This is a genomic window from Paenisporosarcina sp., from assembly GCF_057785155.1.
Genome location: NZ_JBYNRN010000035.1, coordinates 82,964 through 99,028, shown reverse-complemented (window position 1 = coordinate 99,028; position 16,065 = coordinate 82,964). Strand labels below are relative to the sequence as shown.

Genomic DNA, 16,065 nt, shown 5'->3' with positions numbered 1-16,065 from the left:
TTGGTTTAGTGAAACTATGTTACCATTAATATACAAATCATTGGGATATAGAAAGGATGTTTTTTGAATGAGAAAAGGAATATGGGCTTTGTTGGTACTGCTGTTCCTAGTTCTCCTTTCGGGTTGCCAAGATAAGGTGACACCAGAGGAGCGGTTAGCGGAATATGTGAAGCATTGGAATAAAGCTGAGTTCGCAGAGATGTATAGTAACTACTTAAATAAAGAAACGAAGAACACATTCAAAACAGAAGATTTTGTGGAGCGTCAAGAAAAGTTATATGGCGACCTAGGGATAAAAGATGTGAAAGTTTCCTATAAAAATGCTTCTAAAGATAAAGAATGGGATGTTGAAAAACCTGCAACGTTTCCGATTCGAGTGAAAATGGAGACGATGGCTGGACCAGTTGAATTTGAACATAAAATCACGTTAGTGCACGAAACACGAGAAGATTCAGAGAACTGGTATGTCGAGTGGAATCCTTCCTTCATCTTTCCTGAACTGGCGAAAGGAGATGCCATTCGTATACAAACGTCAAAATCGTTACGAGGCGAAATTTTAGATCGAAACGGATTGCCAATTGCGATTAATGGGACTGGCTATGAGATTGGCATTGTTCCTGAGAAACTTACAGACGAGAACAATAAAGTGAAGTTAGCTGATTTACTAGGAATCTCAACTGAGACAATAGATAAACAGCTGAATCAGGGTTGGGTCAAACCGAACTTATTTGTACCAGTTGGTTATGTAGCAAAAAGTAACACAGAGTTATTAGACCAAATTGCTCAATTAGCTGGGGTAACACGAATGGAAACCGCCATGCGTGAATATCCTTATGGCGAAGCTCTGTCGCATTTGTCAGGATATATTGGCGATATTACGGGTGAACAATTAGAAAAATGGGCAAAAGAGGGCTATACAGAAAGTGATATTGTTGGAAGACAAGGGCTAGAGTTGCTACTTGAAAAGCGTTTAAGAGGAACGGATGGAACCCGCATTTATATTGATAAGGCGGTTGAGGGGATTGAACCAATAACCGTTGCAGAGAAACCAGCTGTACACGGAGAAACCGTTAGATTGACGATTGACGCCGAGTTGCAGAAGTTAACGTATGATTCGATGAAAGGGGAAGCAGGAACTAGTGCTGCTGTGAACCCTAAAACGGGAGAAACACTTGCTTTAGTTAGCTCTCCAGGATTTAATCCAACTGAATTTATGTTAGGAATGAGTGGGGATAAGCTAAAGGAATTAAGTGAAAATCCGTTAAATCCTTTATTTAATCGTTTTAAGGCTTCGTATGCGCCAGGTTCGGCAATAAAACCTGTAACCGCTGCGATCGGTTTAGCAGCAGGAACTCTTAATCCGGCTGAAGGTCGAACGATTAACGGAGAAACGTGGCAAAAGGATGCATCTTGGGGTGACTATCGTGTAACTCGTGTTCATCCTGAAGCGCTAAACCCGATTGATTTGAATAAAGCCATGGTCTATTCAGATAACATTTATTTCGCACAAGAAGCTTTAGACGTGGGGAGAGAACAACTTGTTGAAGGTTTAACAGGATTTGGTTTTGGTGAAGAAATTCCATTTGCTTATGGCATGAAGACTTCGCAAATATCTAATGAAGGAACGATTAGTTCCGAAGGCCAGCTAGCTGATACATCATTTGGTCAAGGACAAATGTTGACGAATATTCTTCATCTCGCTTCGATGTATGAAGTTTTCTTGAACGATGGGACCATGTACAAACCTACATTATTTTTGGATGAAGAAAAAGCACAAGTATGGAAGGAAGGTTTGGTTAATGCCGAACAAGCAGCCACACTCCGTACGAGTATGCGTAATGTGGTTGTAGATGGTTTCGCACAAGCGGCAAATCTTCCGAACGTTCCTCTTGCAGGTAAAACGGGTACAGCCGAACTTAAAGCTGCTGGAGAAGAAGATGGAAAGCAAAATGGCTTTTTTGTTACCTATAACTCAGAAGACCCGCAGTTTATAATGGCGATGATGATCGAGAGTGTAGAAGATAATGACGGCAGTGCATATGTCGCCGAACGAGTTTCGGATATTTATAAATGGGGGAATTGAGAAAAAGTTTATATATGTAAATATTGTTTAAGGCTATTTTAATAGAGTGGAATTTATTTTATTAATGAGTATGGAAGGAGTGGGGAAATGGTTTCTGTAATGTCATGGGAGTCAATTAATTATTTTGCAGTTTTTGTTGCAGCATTATCTGCGTTCGTAATCGGAGGTCTCTGGTATTCAGTTTTATTTTCAAAGGTTTGGATGAATGAAAATGGCTTTGATGATGACAAATTAAAGAGTGGCAATATGGCTATAATATTTGGTGGTTCATTTATATTCTCCTTTATCATTTCTCTTGTTCTCGCTTTGGTTTTAGGTCCAAAGAGGGAAGCTATAGATGGTGCAACGACTGGACTAATCATAGGATTATTCTGGGTGGCAACGGCAATGGGTATTACTTATTTATTTGAAAGAAAGTCACTCAAGCTATTTTTTATTAATGCAGGATACCATATCGTTACATTTACGATCATTGGATTGATATTGGGAGCTTGGAACTAATTTCTAACATAGTGAAATTTAGTAGTAGAAGAATATCGAAGTACATTCATTCCTTACTAATTAAAAAAAGGAACCATCCATGCTATTGCTATCGCATGGATGGTTTTTTACGTTTTTGTGAGAATTGTTCATTCAACGGAAGCGTTTATAAAGATAGTTCGAATATATGAGGCACCCTCCATAGCCCGCCAAGTATGCAAGTAACAAGATGAAAAATCCATTAACGGTAAGAGTCATGTTACCGATGTATATCTGACTAAGAATGATGTAGAGCGTAGCGCATATACCTCCGATATGAGGCGAGTGTTTCATATAGAAATGCATAGCTATGATCCCACCCACAATTGCAATAATAAAAAAGTTGATTTTAATAAGTAGTGCCCAGGATATCGAGTGATTTACGGAGTTTTCAATAAAAAGTAATAAGTGTTGCGTCAAATATTGAAAGACTAAGGAAAGGAAAAGGACAGGAAACCAATCATATTTTCTGTTTTTCACGTAATAACCTCCTTTAAACAACTATATGCATGTATAAGGAGTAATTATTAATTTACTTAAATTACAGCTGATTCTCCAATCCTTCACCACAGAAATTTATATTGTAGGGTACATGTAGTTCCTATATACTAAGGATAATTATCCTGTATATTCAGATAATTATGAACATTCATTTAGAAATGAAAATAATCTAGGGGGTATTTCATTGAAACCATTAAAATCTTTATCTTCATTTGGAATGATTTTATTATTGGCAAGTTTAACGTTGTTTGGCTGCGGGACTGATTCATCGAACGGTGCGGGTGGAGATGGCGACAGTAAAAAGTATGTAATTGCAACTGATGCAACGTATGCTCCAATGGAATATATGGATGACGAAGGTAACATCGTTGGTACAGATATTGATATTGTGAATGCAATTGCCGAGGAATTAGATATTGAGGTAGAATTCAAAAATTATGGTTGGGAACCTTTATTTACAGCCGTACAAAATGGAGAAGTGGACTTTGCGGTTTCATCAATCACAATTACTGATGAACGAAAACAAACATTCGATTTCTCCGAGCCTTACTATGCAGCGAATCAATTAATTCTTGTTCCAGAAGATTCAGAGGTTGAGAAGTTTGAAGATCTAAAAGATAGCAAGGTATCAGTCCAAATTAATACAACGGGACATGAAGTTGTTAAAGGTTTACTGGGAATGACAAGCTCTAAAATTGTGGCAACTGAAACTATGCCTCTTGCTATTAGTGAAATGATCAATGGAAACGCAGATGCGGCAATTGGTGATAACGCCGTTATTAATGAATATAAAAAGAATAATCCAAAAGTGAAGTTGAAAACAGTCGAAGATTCTGCTTTTGAAAAAGAATATTATGGATTAATGGTCAAAAAAGGAAATACGGAACTAATTGAATTACTAAATGAAGGAATTCAAAAATTAAAAGACAATGGAAAATTAAAAGAAATCACTGGTTTTGATGTAGAGTAACAATTTCATAGAAAACAGTTTACATCTGACAAGGGAATGGGGGTGATGGAGTTGGATTTTCCAGATATCAGATGGGACATTATTTGGAACTATAGAGAGTTATTTATTCGAGGGATCTGGATTACATTAGGTCTTACCATTGTTGGGTATCTAGGTGGAATTGTCTTAGGATTATTTCTAGGAATGGGAAAACTATCGAAAAAGAAGTGGATATATTATCCGAGTAAATATTATGTAGATTTCTTTAGGGGTACTCCATTACTTGTTCAAATTCTTTTAATACATTTAGCAATTATCCCTGGTATCTTTGGACACTCATTAGGATACTTTGTATCGGGTTCCGTAGCCCTAATTTTAAATAGTGCTGCATACAATGCTGAGATTATTCGAGCAGGAATTCAGTCGATTGAAAAAGGTCAAATGGAAGCAGCAAGGTCACTTGGAATGCCTAATAATATGGCGATGAAACACATTATTCTCCCGCAAGCATTGCGACGTATGATTCCTCCTCTTGGGAATGAATTAATTGCTTTATTAAAGGATTCATCCCTTGTAACCGTAATCGCTGCAAGTGATATCCTCTATGCAGGAAAAGTAGTGGCAGGTGCTTATAATCGCTTTTGGGAACCATACATTACGGTGGCTATTCTTTACTTAATACTGACTTTCATTTTCGGCAAGTTAATTAATTATGTCGAAAATCGATTTAGTAATAGTTTTGTGCCAAAGCAGAAAAAAGGAATGTTTTCAATACGGCGGTAAGGTAAGGAGGGTGAATGTATGATTAAGATCCAAGGTCTGCATAAATCATTTGGCAAGTTAGAAGTTCTAAAAGGTATCGATTACGAAGTAAAAGAAAAAGAAATTATTTGTGTAATAGGACCAAGTGGATCTGGTAAAAGTACCTTTTTGAGATGTATTAATTTGCTGGAAGATGTCACGGCTGGAGACGTCTATATTGATAAGGTAAAAGTGAACGATCCCGCTACCGATATTAATGCCATTCGTAAAAACGTGGGAATGGTATTCCAGCAATTTAACCTATTTCCTCATATGCGTGTATTGGAAAACATCACAATTGCTCCGATAAAAATCAAGAAAATGGCACCAAAAGACGCTGAAGCACTTGCTCATGAACTGCTTAAGAAGGTCGGACTCGGAGACAAAGCAAATGTTTATCCCGAACAACTCTCAGGAGGACAAATGCAGCGGGTGGCCATTGCGAGAGCACTTGCTATGCAACCGAAAATCATGTTGTTTGACGAACCCACCTCTGCACTTGACCCTGAAATGGTCAACGAGGTTTTAGATGTTATGAAGCAACTGGCATATGAAGGTATGACAATGGTTGTTGTTACGCATGAAATGGGATTCGCCAAGGAAATGTGTGACCGCGTGTTATTTATGGACCAAGGACTCCTTGTTGAAGAAGGAACACCTGAGCAAATCTTTGATAACCCTCAGCACGAACGTACAAAATCGTTTCTGAGTAAAGTTCTTTAAAATTGTTAAGCAAGCGACCGGGTTAAGTCTTGGTCGTAAAAAGAATGTGGTCGGCTATTTCTTTCGCTTTCCGCGGACGAAACGCCAGCCTCCTCGGTTCAGATGAACCTGTGGGGTCTAGCGTGTTTCGTTATTCCGCAGGAGTCTTCAGAAATAGCCGACCACTTTTCTATTAAGATAGTTTGTACAGAATCGTTAGTTGAAGTGATTAAAATAAGAGGGACTATTAATTATATTGGTTATTTTTATAAATATAGCGTAATAATTTGTAGCGGTCTTCAAAGAATCTAATTAACAAGTAAAATAACGATTTACGTTCACTTGCTTGTGTAAGTGGAATTTTTTGTTAACTGACTAGAAAGCAAATGTTTTAGGGTGCGAATGTAAGAAAAGTAATAGCTTGTACCATTTATTTTGATGTCTATTTGTTTTTTATTTTTATTACTATTGCAGATTGAAATGGAGGCGGCGACTCCGAGGGGATCAGCACGAACTTTAGACCCTGGACTGAGCATCGCGAAGGAAGCGGCTAAAGCCGTGCCTCCCGGAAAGCGTCCGCAGCAATGGAAATCAGCCACTTTATTCCTAGTTTATAACTAAATTAGTTGACTGAAAATAACATGAAAATCATCCTCGAAAAGGAGTATACTTTATTCAAAAGAAATTCACTTGTGAAGGGGGAGTCATTTCATGCTCGATTTAATGGTCATTATGTTGGAGAGAGTTGGGATGATTGTTGCAGTAGCCTTCATTTTAACGCGATTGGGCTTTTTTAAAAACATGATTCATTACAATAAACTTAATCGGAAACAGGAAGTCACCGCGATTGTGTTCTTCGGTTTTTTCGGGATAATTGGAACATACTTTGGTGTCGCGTTTAACACAGTAACACACCAATTTAACAGTGTCGCAATTGAGATTGCATCAGACGAAGCGATTGCTAACTCTCGTGTTATTGGCGTCGTAGTTGCTGGCTTACTTGGAGGATACCGAGTTGGAATCGGAGCGGGTTTAATCGCTGGTATTCACAGGATGACTTTAGGCGGGTTCACAGGCATTGCATGTGGTATCTCAACTATTGTTTCAGGGATTGTAGCAGGCGCATTTTATAAAAGAGGAAAAGATATTAAACCAATCACCGCATTTGCAATTGGTGCTTTTGCAGAAGCAATTCAAATGAGTTTGATTCTTTTGTTAGCGAACCCCTTTGAACAAGCTCTATCTTTAGTACAAGCTATTGGAATTCCTATGATTTTAGCAAATGGAATCGGTACAGCAATTTTTCTATTGATTGTCTATAACGTCATTAGCAATCAAGAAAAAGATACCGCGTTGCAGGCGCAAAAAACGTTGCGTATTGCCAATCAAACATTGGGGTATTTACGAAAAGGTATGAATAATGACACCGCACTTGCTGTATGTACCATTTTGCAAAGAGAATTATCGCCAAGTGCTGTTGCCATGACGAGTCAAACTGAAATATTAGCACATGTGGGACAAGCGAATGATCATCATAAAGCGAATAGCCCTATACAAACTCAAATTACGAACGAGGTACTTAAACATGGCGAGCTTGTCGTAGCGAATGATCGTACGATTCATTGCGCAGAAGAAGAGTGCTCTCTTGGTGCAGCTGTCATTGCACCGCTCAAACAACGTGGAGAAACCATTGGAACACTCAAGGTTTACTATCCTTCAGAAAAAGCCATAACAGACGTCAGTGTTGAACTGATTGTAGGCTTAAGCTCATTGTTAAGTGATCAGCTGGAAATAGCGAATGCTGAAAAAGCATATCAGTTAGCGAAAGAAGCTGAAATTAAAGCACTTCAAGCGCAAATTAGTCCTCATTTTCTGTTTAATACAATGAATATTATTGTTTCTCTTATTCGGACGAATCCCGATAAAGCACGTAAATTATTAACATCGCTTTCCTATTTTTTGCGTCAAAATTTAGAAGGTACTACAGCAATTAAGGTTTCATTGGAACAAGAATTACAGCATGTTAGAGCGTATCTTCAAATAGAGGAAGCACGTTTTGTGGATAAATTAACGATTTCTTCAGAAGTGGATGAACGTATTCTAAATGAAATGATTCCACCTCTTACGTTGCAACCCATTGTTGAAAATGCGATTAAGCATGGAATAAAAGACATGGAAAAGGACAGTATAGTTAACATTTCTATTCAGGATATAGGCACTGAAATTGAAATTAGAGTAAATGATAACGGATTCGGCATTCCGCCAGAAAGACTGTCGGTTCTAGGGTCAACTCAAATCGATTCAACAATCGGAACCGGAATGGGCTTATACAATGTTAATCGCCGTTTAATTATGACTTTTGGCGAACAAGCGGCTTTGAAAATTCAAAGTGAGGACAATAAAGGGACATGTGTTTCATTCCGCATACCGAAAATGGAGGGAGAATAGTTAATGGGGACGATGATACGAACACTCGTGGTAGATGACGAACGTTATGCGCGGGAGGAACTCGTTTTTCTTCTTAATCAATTTCCTTCTATTCAAGTAATTGGAGAAGCGGATTCTGGCGATCAAGCTGTAATGAAAACAATTCAACTACAACCAGATTTAGTGTTTCTTGATGTAGAAATGCCTAAAATGAATGGAATGGAAGTTGCAAAGGCGTTATCTGAACTAAAAAATATGCCTTTTATTATTTTCGCCACAGCCTATCCTCAGTTTGCAGCTGAAGCATTTCGTATTAATGCGGTTGATTATTTATTGAAGCCTTACGATGAAGACCAGTTAAAACAAGCGATTTCGAGAGTAGAAAAGAATTTAATTCCTCAAGCGAAGGTGGATGTTGCTAGTAACTTAGGAAAGTTAGCGGTTGAAAAAGACGGAGAGATTGACTACGTTCATATTGAAGATATTTTGTACATGTATCGAGAAGAAAAGGTCACAATAATTATTACTCAAAAGTGTGAATACGAAGTCAAGACAGCACTTAAAGAATTAGAAAGTCGGTTAACCCCATTTTCCTTCTTCCGGATTCATAAAGGGTATTTAGTGAACTTGAAATATGTGAGTCGTCTAACTCCATGGTTTAATGGCGCGTATCACTTGGAATTAACAAGTCGGGATGAGAAATTATCCGTCAGTCGTAATTATGTCAAAGGATTAAGACAAAGATTGGAAATGTGAAACTTTGCATCTTATTACGCTAATTCCGCATGTCAAACTCGTAATCTAGCATGATAACTAAAAACGCCCTATTGATTGAAAATTTCAATTACTATAAATGAAAGCGATTTCATATTAGAGAGGGGCGTTTTCATTGTATACGTTTTTATTAGGAATAGTGCTATTAGTGGTCGGTTATTTCACATACGGTAAGTTTATTGAAAAGATGTTTGGTGTAAAGGAAGATCGTGCAACACCTGCTTATGTGCAGAGTGATGAAGTCGATTATGTTCCAATGTCTACGACAAAGAACTCATTAATTCAATTATTAAATATTGCAGGAGTTGGACCTATTTTCGGTCCGATTATGGGTGCTTTATACGGTCCTGTTGCTTTCCTTTGGATTGTGTTCGGTGCTATTTTTGCTGGTGCGGTTCATGACTACTTAACAGGAATGATATCTATCCGTAACCGAGGTGCTCATCTACCTGAATTAGCAGGTCAATACTTAGGTAAAATCATGAAACATGTAGTAAATGCATTTGCTGTTCTTTTACTACTATTAGTTGGGACAGTTTTCGTTACAGCTCCAGCTGGCTTGCTATACAACTTAATGGATGGTTGGATGGCAATGGGTTATATCTTGGCAGCTATTTTTATCTACTACATTTTAGCGACTTTATTACCGATTGATAAAATCATCGGTCGAGTTTATCCGTTATTTGGATTACTTTTAATCATTAGTGCTTTAGGTGTTGGTGGTGGCATGATATTTACAGGAGCTGACATTCCTGAATTGACATTGTCTAACTTGCATCCTGATAATATCCCGATCTTCCCATTGTTGTTCTTAACGATTTCATGTGGAGCATTATCAGGTTTCCATGCGACACAAACACCAATTATTTCCCGTACGACTCAGTCTGAAAAACAAGGGCGTAAAATTTTCTACGGCATGATGATTGCAGAAGGTGTTATTGCGATGATTTGGGCTGCAGCAGGTATGGCTTTATTCAATGGTCCTGTTGGTTTGAATGAATTATTAGCAGCTGGCGGTCCAGCAATGATCGTTAGTGAAGCATCGACTATGTTACTTGGAGCTGTTGGAGGAACTCTAGCGATTTTGGGAGTAATCATTCTTCCAATCACTTCTGGAGATACTGCATTTAGAAGTGCTCGAATGATTATTGCAGACTACTTTAAATTAGCTCAAGGTAAAGTGCTAAGTCGCTTATGGATTGCGCTTCCATTATTCGTTTTATCATTTGCTTTAACAAAAATCGACTTTACACTACTTTGGAGATATTTCTCTTGGGCAAACCAAACGACCGCTGTTATTGCGTTGTTTGTAGGTGCGATGTATTTATACATTGCGAAGAAAAACTACTGGGTTGCTCTTATTCCAGGAACGTTTATGCTTTACACAACAATGACCTATATTCTTAATGCACAAATTGGATTTAGATTACCAATGAATGTAGCTTATATTGGAGCATCGGTAATAACAATTGCATTAGTAGCATTGTTCTTCGTAGCGGCAAATAAAGCCCGAGCTGATCAAATTCCATTAGAGGAAGATGTATCAGGATGGGGAGTTAAGACAGTATAAATAACAATGAATACATGAAGAAGAGGCTGTCCCATAAGGTCATGAAAAATGACTTTAAAGGGTGGCCTCTTTTTCTATCTAAAAAGATATGTATTATTTCAATAGGCTATTGAATTAAAGCAAAACTTCTTCAGCGAAGATTTGCGATTCGGGGGTTTGGGTAAGAAATGTAGATGATGTATATGCAACTCTCTATTTACGCATACTTGAAAGCGTAAAGGAGCGTGTATTTCGTGAGGACTGATCCTAAATTCAAAGTTCATTTTTCATTACTTTTACTAGTGATCGCCGTATTAATTTGGTCTGTGATTAAACCAAAAGAACTTTTGACATGGGTCGCTGAATCCAGTCCATCAATCGTTGTCTTGATCATCTTAATCGCTATTTATCGAAAGTTCCGATTAACGACACTTTCCTATACGATTATTGCTGTCTTATCTATTTTGACGTTCATAGGTGGTCATTACACCTATTCGGAAGTGCCTCTATTTAATTGGCTACAAGATACATACGATTTAAAGCGGAATCATTATGATCGATTCGGGCATTTCCTAAAAGGTTTGTCGGCAATTGTTGTAATGGAGATTTTGGTAAGGAAAACGTTATTAAAAAGGGATGCTTGGCTAAGTGGAATTACCATTAGTATCATCCTTGCTATTGCAGCGCTTTATGAAATCGTGGAGTGGTTGAGTACAAAGTTGCCATATGCCCAAAAAGAAAAAGAAGATTTTTTAGGAATGCAAGGAGACAAATGGGATGCTCAATGGGACATGTTCCTTGCCTTGGTTGGCTCAATTTTAGCTTTAGCCATTTTTTCAAGATTACTCAACAAGCAATTGGAAAAGGTAAAACACCCCAACTAGACGCAAGGATTGCGCATAGTTGGGGTGTTTTTTAATTAGACAATAGCAATCCCGCAAAAGTGAATTTAACTATTTTGCTTTTGTAAAATTGGTTTTAGTCGGTAGCCAAATAGTCCAGCTAAAACAGCTAATATCAAATCTTTTGGCAATGGAACGACCATCCATGCCCAAGCCATTTTGTATGAAAATCCTTCAGGTGCTGAAAACCAAAGTTTATAGGCTGCATACATCCAGTTTGTGCCGAATACATAGTTGAAGACAAGGCCAGCTAAGCCAGCAACAACGAATCCAACTTTTGATGGGTACTTTTCTACAATATATCCTGCAATATAAGCCACAAAAATGAAAGAAATAATAAATCCAAATGATGGGCTGAGAATCGTATCTAATCCGCCAGAAAATTGTGCAAAGACAGGTAAACCTGCTAAACCGATAAGAGCATATACCAACATGGCAATAGCACCTTGGCGTTTGCCAAGTAACATCCCTGCTAAAATAGCGAAAAATGTTTGAAGTGTAATAGGAACGCCACCGATAATTAAAAAGGAAGCAATATTAGCGCCGATCATCATTAATGCAGCGAACATCGCCGTTTGTACCAGTTGTAATGTGCGTGAATGATTGGTTGATCTAGTTGCTGTAGAACTCGTCATGTTAAACCTCCATTAAGTCAATTTAGCATCAGTATAATTGAAGTTTAAATTATAAGTCAACTTAATTTTTAATTTAGTTAACACAAAATTAATGAATATAATTCAGATAACTATATTTCTAATAATTAGAAAATGAGTATAATGTATAAAAGATCTATTGTTTCCAATATGTACTAAAGAGTCGATAGAGAGAAGGATAAAAAAATGAAAAAAATTTCATTGCCATTTCAATTGTTAGTTTAGGTATCTGCATTCTTATTGGTAGCTGGTTAATAGCGGATGGTTTAAGGGCAGTAAATGAACCAATACAAACTCCAACAATTGAACAAGCAGACTTTTCTAAAGCACAACTCATGACAACAAAAGAAGTAGCCAACTATTTAGGAATCGATCAGGAAGAAATGTATAAGTTAGGTCCGATCGGAGGAGAGGGATATTCATCGAGCATCTTACCTTATGTGAAGATTGGCAACAAAGTCTATTATTCTAAATTTGCGATTGATATGTGGTTGCAAAATGCCGAGTCAGTTAGCGTAGAGTAAACAATTCGTACATTAGAGAAAGAAAGATTTGGAGGGGGACTTATGAAGGGAATTAATAATTCAATCACAGGTTTTAAAGGATTAGAGGTACCATATAGGTTTATTAAACATGAAAAAACTTCGAACCAATTAGCCATTTTCCTACCGGGAGAAGGGTATACGAATAGTCGCCCATTATTTCATTTTACAGAAGATGTTTTCATGAATCATGCGACTGATCTATTGGAAATAGATTATCAGTACAAAGAAAAAGCTTATGATGATTTCAGTATGGAAGAGATTTGCGAGGCAGTCCAATATGATGTAACAAAGGTACTAGAAAGCGTTCTCGCAGATACATCTTATGATCAATACTATCTAGTTGCCAAATCATTAGGAACCATAGGGTTAAGCGCGATTATTAATAAACCCGAATTTGAACATGCTAAAATCATTTGGTTAACTCCATTACTGATAAGAGATGAAGTTTTAGAAGCTATGGTTCATAGTGAGCACAGTGCTTTATGCTTTATGGGAACCAATGATCGAAATTATGTGGTACCTCGTTATGAGCGCATGATAGAAAACCCAAATATCGTATCTTCGCTGATTCCTCAAATTAATCATGGAATGCAGTTCGAAGGTGACACGCTTGGATCAATCGATATACTAAAGAAAGTCATTGGAGATATCGAGAGTTTTGTGAAAAAAACGATGATTGAGAATAAGTGAATATGAAAAATGCCGTCATGGAAAATTTCCGTGACGGTGTTTTTTCAGTTGTCTATTATCTTTAAAAAATCATTATAGAATTCATAGGAAATAGTATTCAAGTGTTATCAAAAGTGATAATCTGAATTTAGAATATTCAAAAACTATTATTCAACAAATGATTTGATAGGGTGTCAAATTTCGATAAAAGGTACGGTGCCAATATGGAGCTTCTCACTAAGGATTTACTTATTAATTTTTTGTTCATCCTCTTGCCGTTGTTTTTATTACAATTGTTTTATTCTCTAAGGTTTGTCTATAAAATTGATAAATTAAAAGATATTTTATTTACAATCCTTTCGATGCTTTCAATTGGATTATGTATGGTCTTTCCGTTCTCTATAGGGGATGGATTAATTTTTGATTTGAGAAGAGTTCCGTTTATTTTAGGCGTACTATATGGAGGACCTAGAATTGGTATGCTATTATTGGCTTTTCTTATTGTTACTCGTGGTTTTATAGGAATAGATATTGGGCTTTATATTTCCATGTTATCCTTCACCGCGTCGACGGTTTTTTTAAGTATCGTATCAAAGTATTATGTCAAAATGACTTTGAATAAAAAGCTTGTCATAAGTGGACTATTAGTTGCCGTATCAATTCAGTTAACCTATCTTTTAATTACAAAGTTTGCTTTGTTGGAATTACCAACTTCCATTTGGATCCAATATTTTGCAGTTAATATTATCGCAACGTTAATGGGGACGTTTCTAATAGAAATCATACGCATGAATGCTGATTTATTAGAGAAGTTGATGAAAGCAGAAAAACTAAAAGTAGTCAGTCATTTAGCGGCGAGTATTTCTCATGAAGTGAGAAACCCCTTAACAACTTGTAAAGGATTTTTACAACTTTCACATCAAGAAGAAACCTCCCCACATTTGAAAAATTACATTGGAACTGCCATTCAAGAATTGGATCGAGCTTCTAATATTATTAATGACTACTTAACATTTGCAAAACCCGCTCCTGAAACTATGGAGAAAATTTCTGTTTGTGTTGAAGTCCAAAATGTAGTGAATATATTAACTCCGTTAGCCAATATGAGCAACGTTCAACTCAAAACTTCAAAAGTTGAATATATTGAGTGCTATATTTTAGGTAACCAAAGGAGATTACAACAATCTTTAATAAATATTGTAAAGAATGGCATTGAATCCATGCATGCTGGAGGGGAATTAGAGATTAATTTATCATCTGATTATTCATCAGTACGTATAGAGATCCGGGATGAGGGCAAAGGTATGAGTCAGCACCAAATTAATCGATTAGGCGAACCGTATTTCACCACAAAGGAAAACGGGACTGGTCTTGGCATGATGGTCTCATTTAGTTTAATAAAAGGAATGGGTGGGCAAGTCAATGTAGATAGTGAAGTCGGAAAGTGGACTTTATTTTCAATTGAATTCCCAGTGGTGCAGTAATTCAAGACGTAATTTTTCCTATATTTCATATAAAAAAGTGGCTGAATTTACATCTTCAGCCGCTTTTTAGTTGAATCACATTCGTGTAGAGTTGTGTGTGGATAGCTTGCGGCAGCGGTATGGAGTTATCTACATTTATCAATTATTCGAATATAAAGGAGAAAGTGCATGACAGGAAAGACTCACATCATTGGCGGATTGGCAGCAAGTCTTGCAGTTTCACAGTTTACCAATTACGATCCCGTTCTTTTAGTAGGAGCGGGAGTTGTCGGTGGACTGATCCCTGACATTTGTCATGGAGGTAGTAAAATCGGTCGAACGTTTCCATTGTTATCGAAATTGATTAACATTTTGTTTGGACATCGTTCATTCACGCACAGTTTGCTTTTTTTGGTCATTGTCGCAGCACTTTTACATACGTATGCATTAAATGAAGCGGTTACTGTAGGGGTTTTAGTTGGTATGATAAGCCACTTCATTTTAGACATGTCTACAAAAAATGGAATTAAATTATTTTTCCCATTTACAATTAGAGTGCGTTTTCCTGTGACCACACGAACTGGTGGGAAAGTAGAAGAAGTAGTATTGGCAGCATTGTCTTTGATATCCGTATATTTTGGATACGAAGCATTTGGTTATTATTTTTAAGGTTATGCTCGATCAAAAAAGAAAGTGGTCGGCTATTTCTTTCACTTTCCCCGGAAGAAACGCTAGCCTCCTCTGCTCATCTGTCTAAGACAGCTAAGTAGAGAAGGTTTAGCTTGTTTCTTTATTCCGCTGAAGTCTTTAGAAATGCCGACCATATTCTTCTTCTTTTGTGCATAAAATATGAACTCGATTTTTACAGATAAAAGCTGCAAAAAATGCAGGTTTTTTTGTATAAATACGATAAAATTTCGAATCCTAATCCATGCTTAAATAGAAAACCAATTTAAACCACTTCAATTAGCAGCGTCAGGGAATATACGCTTAACAAGCATGCTGAATTCTTCACCTAAACCTTCAATTGGTTCACCCGCTTCGATTTTATCAGCGTAGTCAGTCATTCGATCAACAAAGTCGGGATTCACTGAAACATATACGTTTTCCAGATCCGTATTTGTCGCTTTTACTTGATCACCAATTTTAGCATTAATTTGCTCAATTTCTTCGGAACCTTCTACTACTTCTGATAAATCATCTTTTAATACCGCTGCTACATAGGCATTGTTGTCTGTAATAATGACTGTTGCACTTTTTACTTCTTCTAATTCCGTCACCTTTTTCTCAGCTTCTTCGGCTCGTTCTAAATTTGCTTCGTCCATTTCATCTTCATTTTCCATTTCGTTATTCAAGGTTTCATCGGGCTCCGCATTGTTGGCATTATTATTTGTTGTTTCGTCCGCTTCTTGTGTCCCACACCCTGATAGCGCTAAACAAAGAATAAGGGTTGAAAGGAGTATCCATAATTTCTTCATTTTGTACCTCCAAATAGTTTGATGCTTTAGGTTGGTCATATATTTGTCCT

Annotated in this window: 15 protein-coding genes; 13 read left to right on the top strand and 2 right to left on the bottom strand. The window is 37.1% G+C overall.

Translation table 11 applies throughout. The annotated features are described in order from the left end of the window. Positions 1-67: 67 nt before the first annotated feature. The 9 genes from AC3EA5_RS13420 to AC3EA5_RS13380 all read left to right on the top strand — a co-directional run bounded on the left by AC3EA5_RS13420 (position 68) and on the right by AC3EA5_RS13380 (position 11,189). Positions 68-2,083: a penicillin-binding transpeptidase domain-containing protein gene (locus tag AC3EA5_RS13420; protein ID WP_488608797.1), complete on the top strand. Its 2,016-nt coding sequence runs from the start codon at positions 68-70 to the stop codon at positions 2,081-2,083. An 87-nt stretch (positions 2,084-2,170) separates the two neighbouring features. Then, complete coding sequence (locus AC3EA5_RS13415) at positions 2,171-2,584, top strand: DUF1761 domain-containing protein (RefSeq protein WP_488608796.1); 414 nt, start codon at positions 2,171-2,173, stop codon at positions 2,582-2,584. 736 nt (positions 2,585-3,320) lie between these two features. Continuing rightward, positions 3,321-4,073, top strand: a complete 753-nt coding sequence (locus AC3EA5_RS13410) for a basic amino acid ABC transporter substrate-binding protein (protein ID WP_488608819.1) — start codon at positions 3,321-3,323, stop codon at positions 4,071-4,073. A gap of 51 nt (positions 4,074-4,124) precedes the next feature. Further along, on the top strand, positions 4,125-4,835 hold the full coding sequence (locus tag AC3EA5_RS13405; RefSeq protein WP_488608795.1) for an amino acid ABC transporter permease: 711 nt from the start codon (positions 4,125-4,127) through the stop codon (positions 4,833-4,835). Between the two features lie 18 nt (positions 4,836-4,853). Continuing rightward, entirely contained in the window at positions 4,854-5,576 is a 723-nt protein-coding gene (locus tag AC3EA5_RS13400) for an amino acid ABC transporter ATP-binding protein (protein ID WP_488608794.1), read from the top strand. Between the two features lie 690 nt (positions 5,577-6,266). Further along, positions 6,267-8,003 carry a LytS/YhcK type 5TM receptor domain-containing protein gene (locus tag AC3EA5_RS13395; protein ID WP_488608793.1) on the top strand — a complete coding sequence of 579 codons (1,737 nt, stop codon included), beginning with the start codon at positions 6,267-6,269 and terminating at the stop codon, positions 8,001-8,003. A gap of 3 nt (positions 8,004-8,006) precedes the next feature. Further along, positions 8,007-8,738, top strand: a complete 732-nt coding sequence (locus AC3EA5_RS13390; protein ID WP_488608792.1) for a LytR/AlgR family response regulator transcription factor — start codon at positions 8,007-8,009, stop codon at positions 8,736-8,738. A 133-nt stretch (positions 8,739-8,871) separates the two neighbouring features. Beyond that, positions 8,872-10,326 carry a carbon starvation CstA family protein gene (locus AC3EA5_RS13385; RefSeq protein WP_488608791.1) on the top strand — a complete coding sequence of 485 codons (1,455 nt, stop codon included), beginning with the start codon at positions 8,872-8,874 and terminating at the stop codon, positions 10,324-10,326. A 233-nt stretch (positions 10,327-10,559) separates the two neighbouring features. Then, entirely contained in the window at positions 10,560-11,189 is a 630-nt protein-coding gene (locus AC3EA5_RS13380; RefSeq protein WP_488608790.1) for a DUF2238 domain-containing protein, read from the top strand. Positions 11,190-11,254: 65 nt separating this feature from the next. On the opposite strand, the gene AC3EA5_RS13375 is transcribed toward AC3EA5_RS13380, so the two are convergent. Beyond that, a complete protein-coding gene (locus AC3EA5_RS13375) occupies positions 11,255-11,842 on the bottom strand; it encodes a biotin transporter BioY (RefSeq protein ID WP_488608789.1) in 588 nt (195 codons plus the stop codon). A gap of 353 nt (positions 11,843-12,195) precedes the next feature. Between AC3EA5_RS13375 and AC3EA5_RS13370 the strand changes: the two genes are divergently transcribed. From AC3EA5_RS13370 to AC3EA5_RS13355, 4 genes are all read left to right on the top strand, one after another. Further along, complete coding sequence (locus AC3EA5_RS13370; RefSeq protein WP_488608788.1) at positions 12,196-12,384, top strand: helix-turn-helix domain-containing protein; 189 nt, start codon at positions 12,196-12,198, stop codon at positions 12,382-12,384. Between the two features lie 42 nt (positions 12,385-12,426). Beyond that, on the top strand, positions 12,427-13,095 hold the full coding sequence (locus tag AC3EA5_RS13365; protein ID WP_488608787.1) for an alpha/beta hydrolase: 669 nt from the start codon (positions 12,427-12,429) through the stop codon (positions 13,093-13,095). 170 nt (positions 13,096-13,265) lie between these two features. After that, positions 13,266-14,558, top strand: coding sequence for an ATP-binding protein (locus tag AC3EA5_RS13360; protein ID WP_488608786.1), 1,293 nt, complete (start codon positions 13,266-13,268; stop codon positions 14,556-14,558). A 168-nt stretch (positions 14,559-14,726) separates the two neighbouring features. Then, positions 14,727-15,206: a metal-dependent hydrolase gene (locus AC3EA5_RS13355; protein ID WP_488608785.1), complete on the top strand. Its 480-nt coding sequence runs from the start codon at positions 14,727-14,729 to the stop codon at positions 15,204-15,206. A gap of 293 nt (positions 15,207-15,499) precedes the next feature. Here the strand turns inward: AC3EA5_RS13355 and AC3EA5_RS13350 are convergent, their stop codons facing one another. Beyond that, the gene (locus AC3EA5_RS13350; protein ID WP_488608784.1) at positions 15,500-16,015 is read right to left on the bottom strand and encodes a YhcN/YlaJ family sporulation lipoprotein; all 516 of its coding nucleotides are present in this window, start codon (positions 16,013-16,015) and stop codon (positions 15,500-15,502) included. Between the last annotated feature and the right edge of the window lie 50 nt (positions 16,016-16,065).

Bases quoted from the DNA above. Each gene is read 5' to 3' on its own strand.
- AC3EA5_RS13395 (WP_488608793.1), top strand. From the start codon at position 6,267: ATGCTCGATTTAATGGTCATTATGTTGGAGAGAGTTGGGATGATTGTT.
- AC3EA5_RS13370 (WP_488608788.1), top strand. From the start codon at position 12,196: ATGACAACAAAAGAAGTAGCCAACTATTTAGGAATCGATCAGGAAGAA.
- AC3EA5_RS13390 (WP_488608792.1), top strand. From the start codon at position 8,007: ATGGGGACGATGATACGAACACTCGTGGTAGATGACGAACGTTATGCG.
- AC3EA5_RS13400 (WP_488608794.1), top strand. From the start codon at position 4,854: ATGATTAAGATCCAAGGTCTGCATAAATCATTTGGCAAGTTAGAAGTT.
- AC3EA5_RS13365 (WP_488608787.1), top strand. From the start codon at position 12,427: ATGAAGGGAATTAATAATTCAATCACAGGTTTTAAAGGATTAGAGGTA.
- AC3EA5_RS13410 (WP_488608819.1), top strand. From the start codon at position 3,321: ATGATTTTATTATTGGCAAGTTTAACGTTGTTTGGCTGCGGGACTGAT.
- AC3EA5_RS13420 (WP_488608797.1), top strand. From the start codon at position 68: ATGAGAAAAGGAATATGGGCTTTGTTGGTACTGCTGTTCCTAGTTCTC.
- AC3EA5_RS13355 (WP_488608785.1), top strand. From the start codon at position 14,727: ATGACAGGAAAGACTCACATCATTGGCGGATTGGCAGCAAGTCTTGCA.
- AC3EA5_RS13415 (WP_488608796.1), top strand. From the start codon at position 2,171: ATGGTTTCTGTAATGTCATGGGAGTCAATTAATTATTTTGCAGTTTTT.
- AC3EA5_RS13375 (WP_488608789.1), bottom strand. From the start codon at position 11,842: ATGACGAGTTCTACAGCAACTAGATCAACCAATCATTCACGCACATTA.
- AC3EA5_RS13350 (WP_488608784.1), bottom strand. From the start codon at position 16,015: ATGAAGAAATTATGGATACTCCTTTCAACCCTTATTCTTTGTTTAGCG.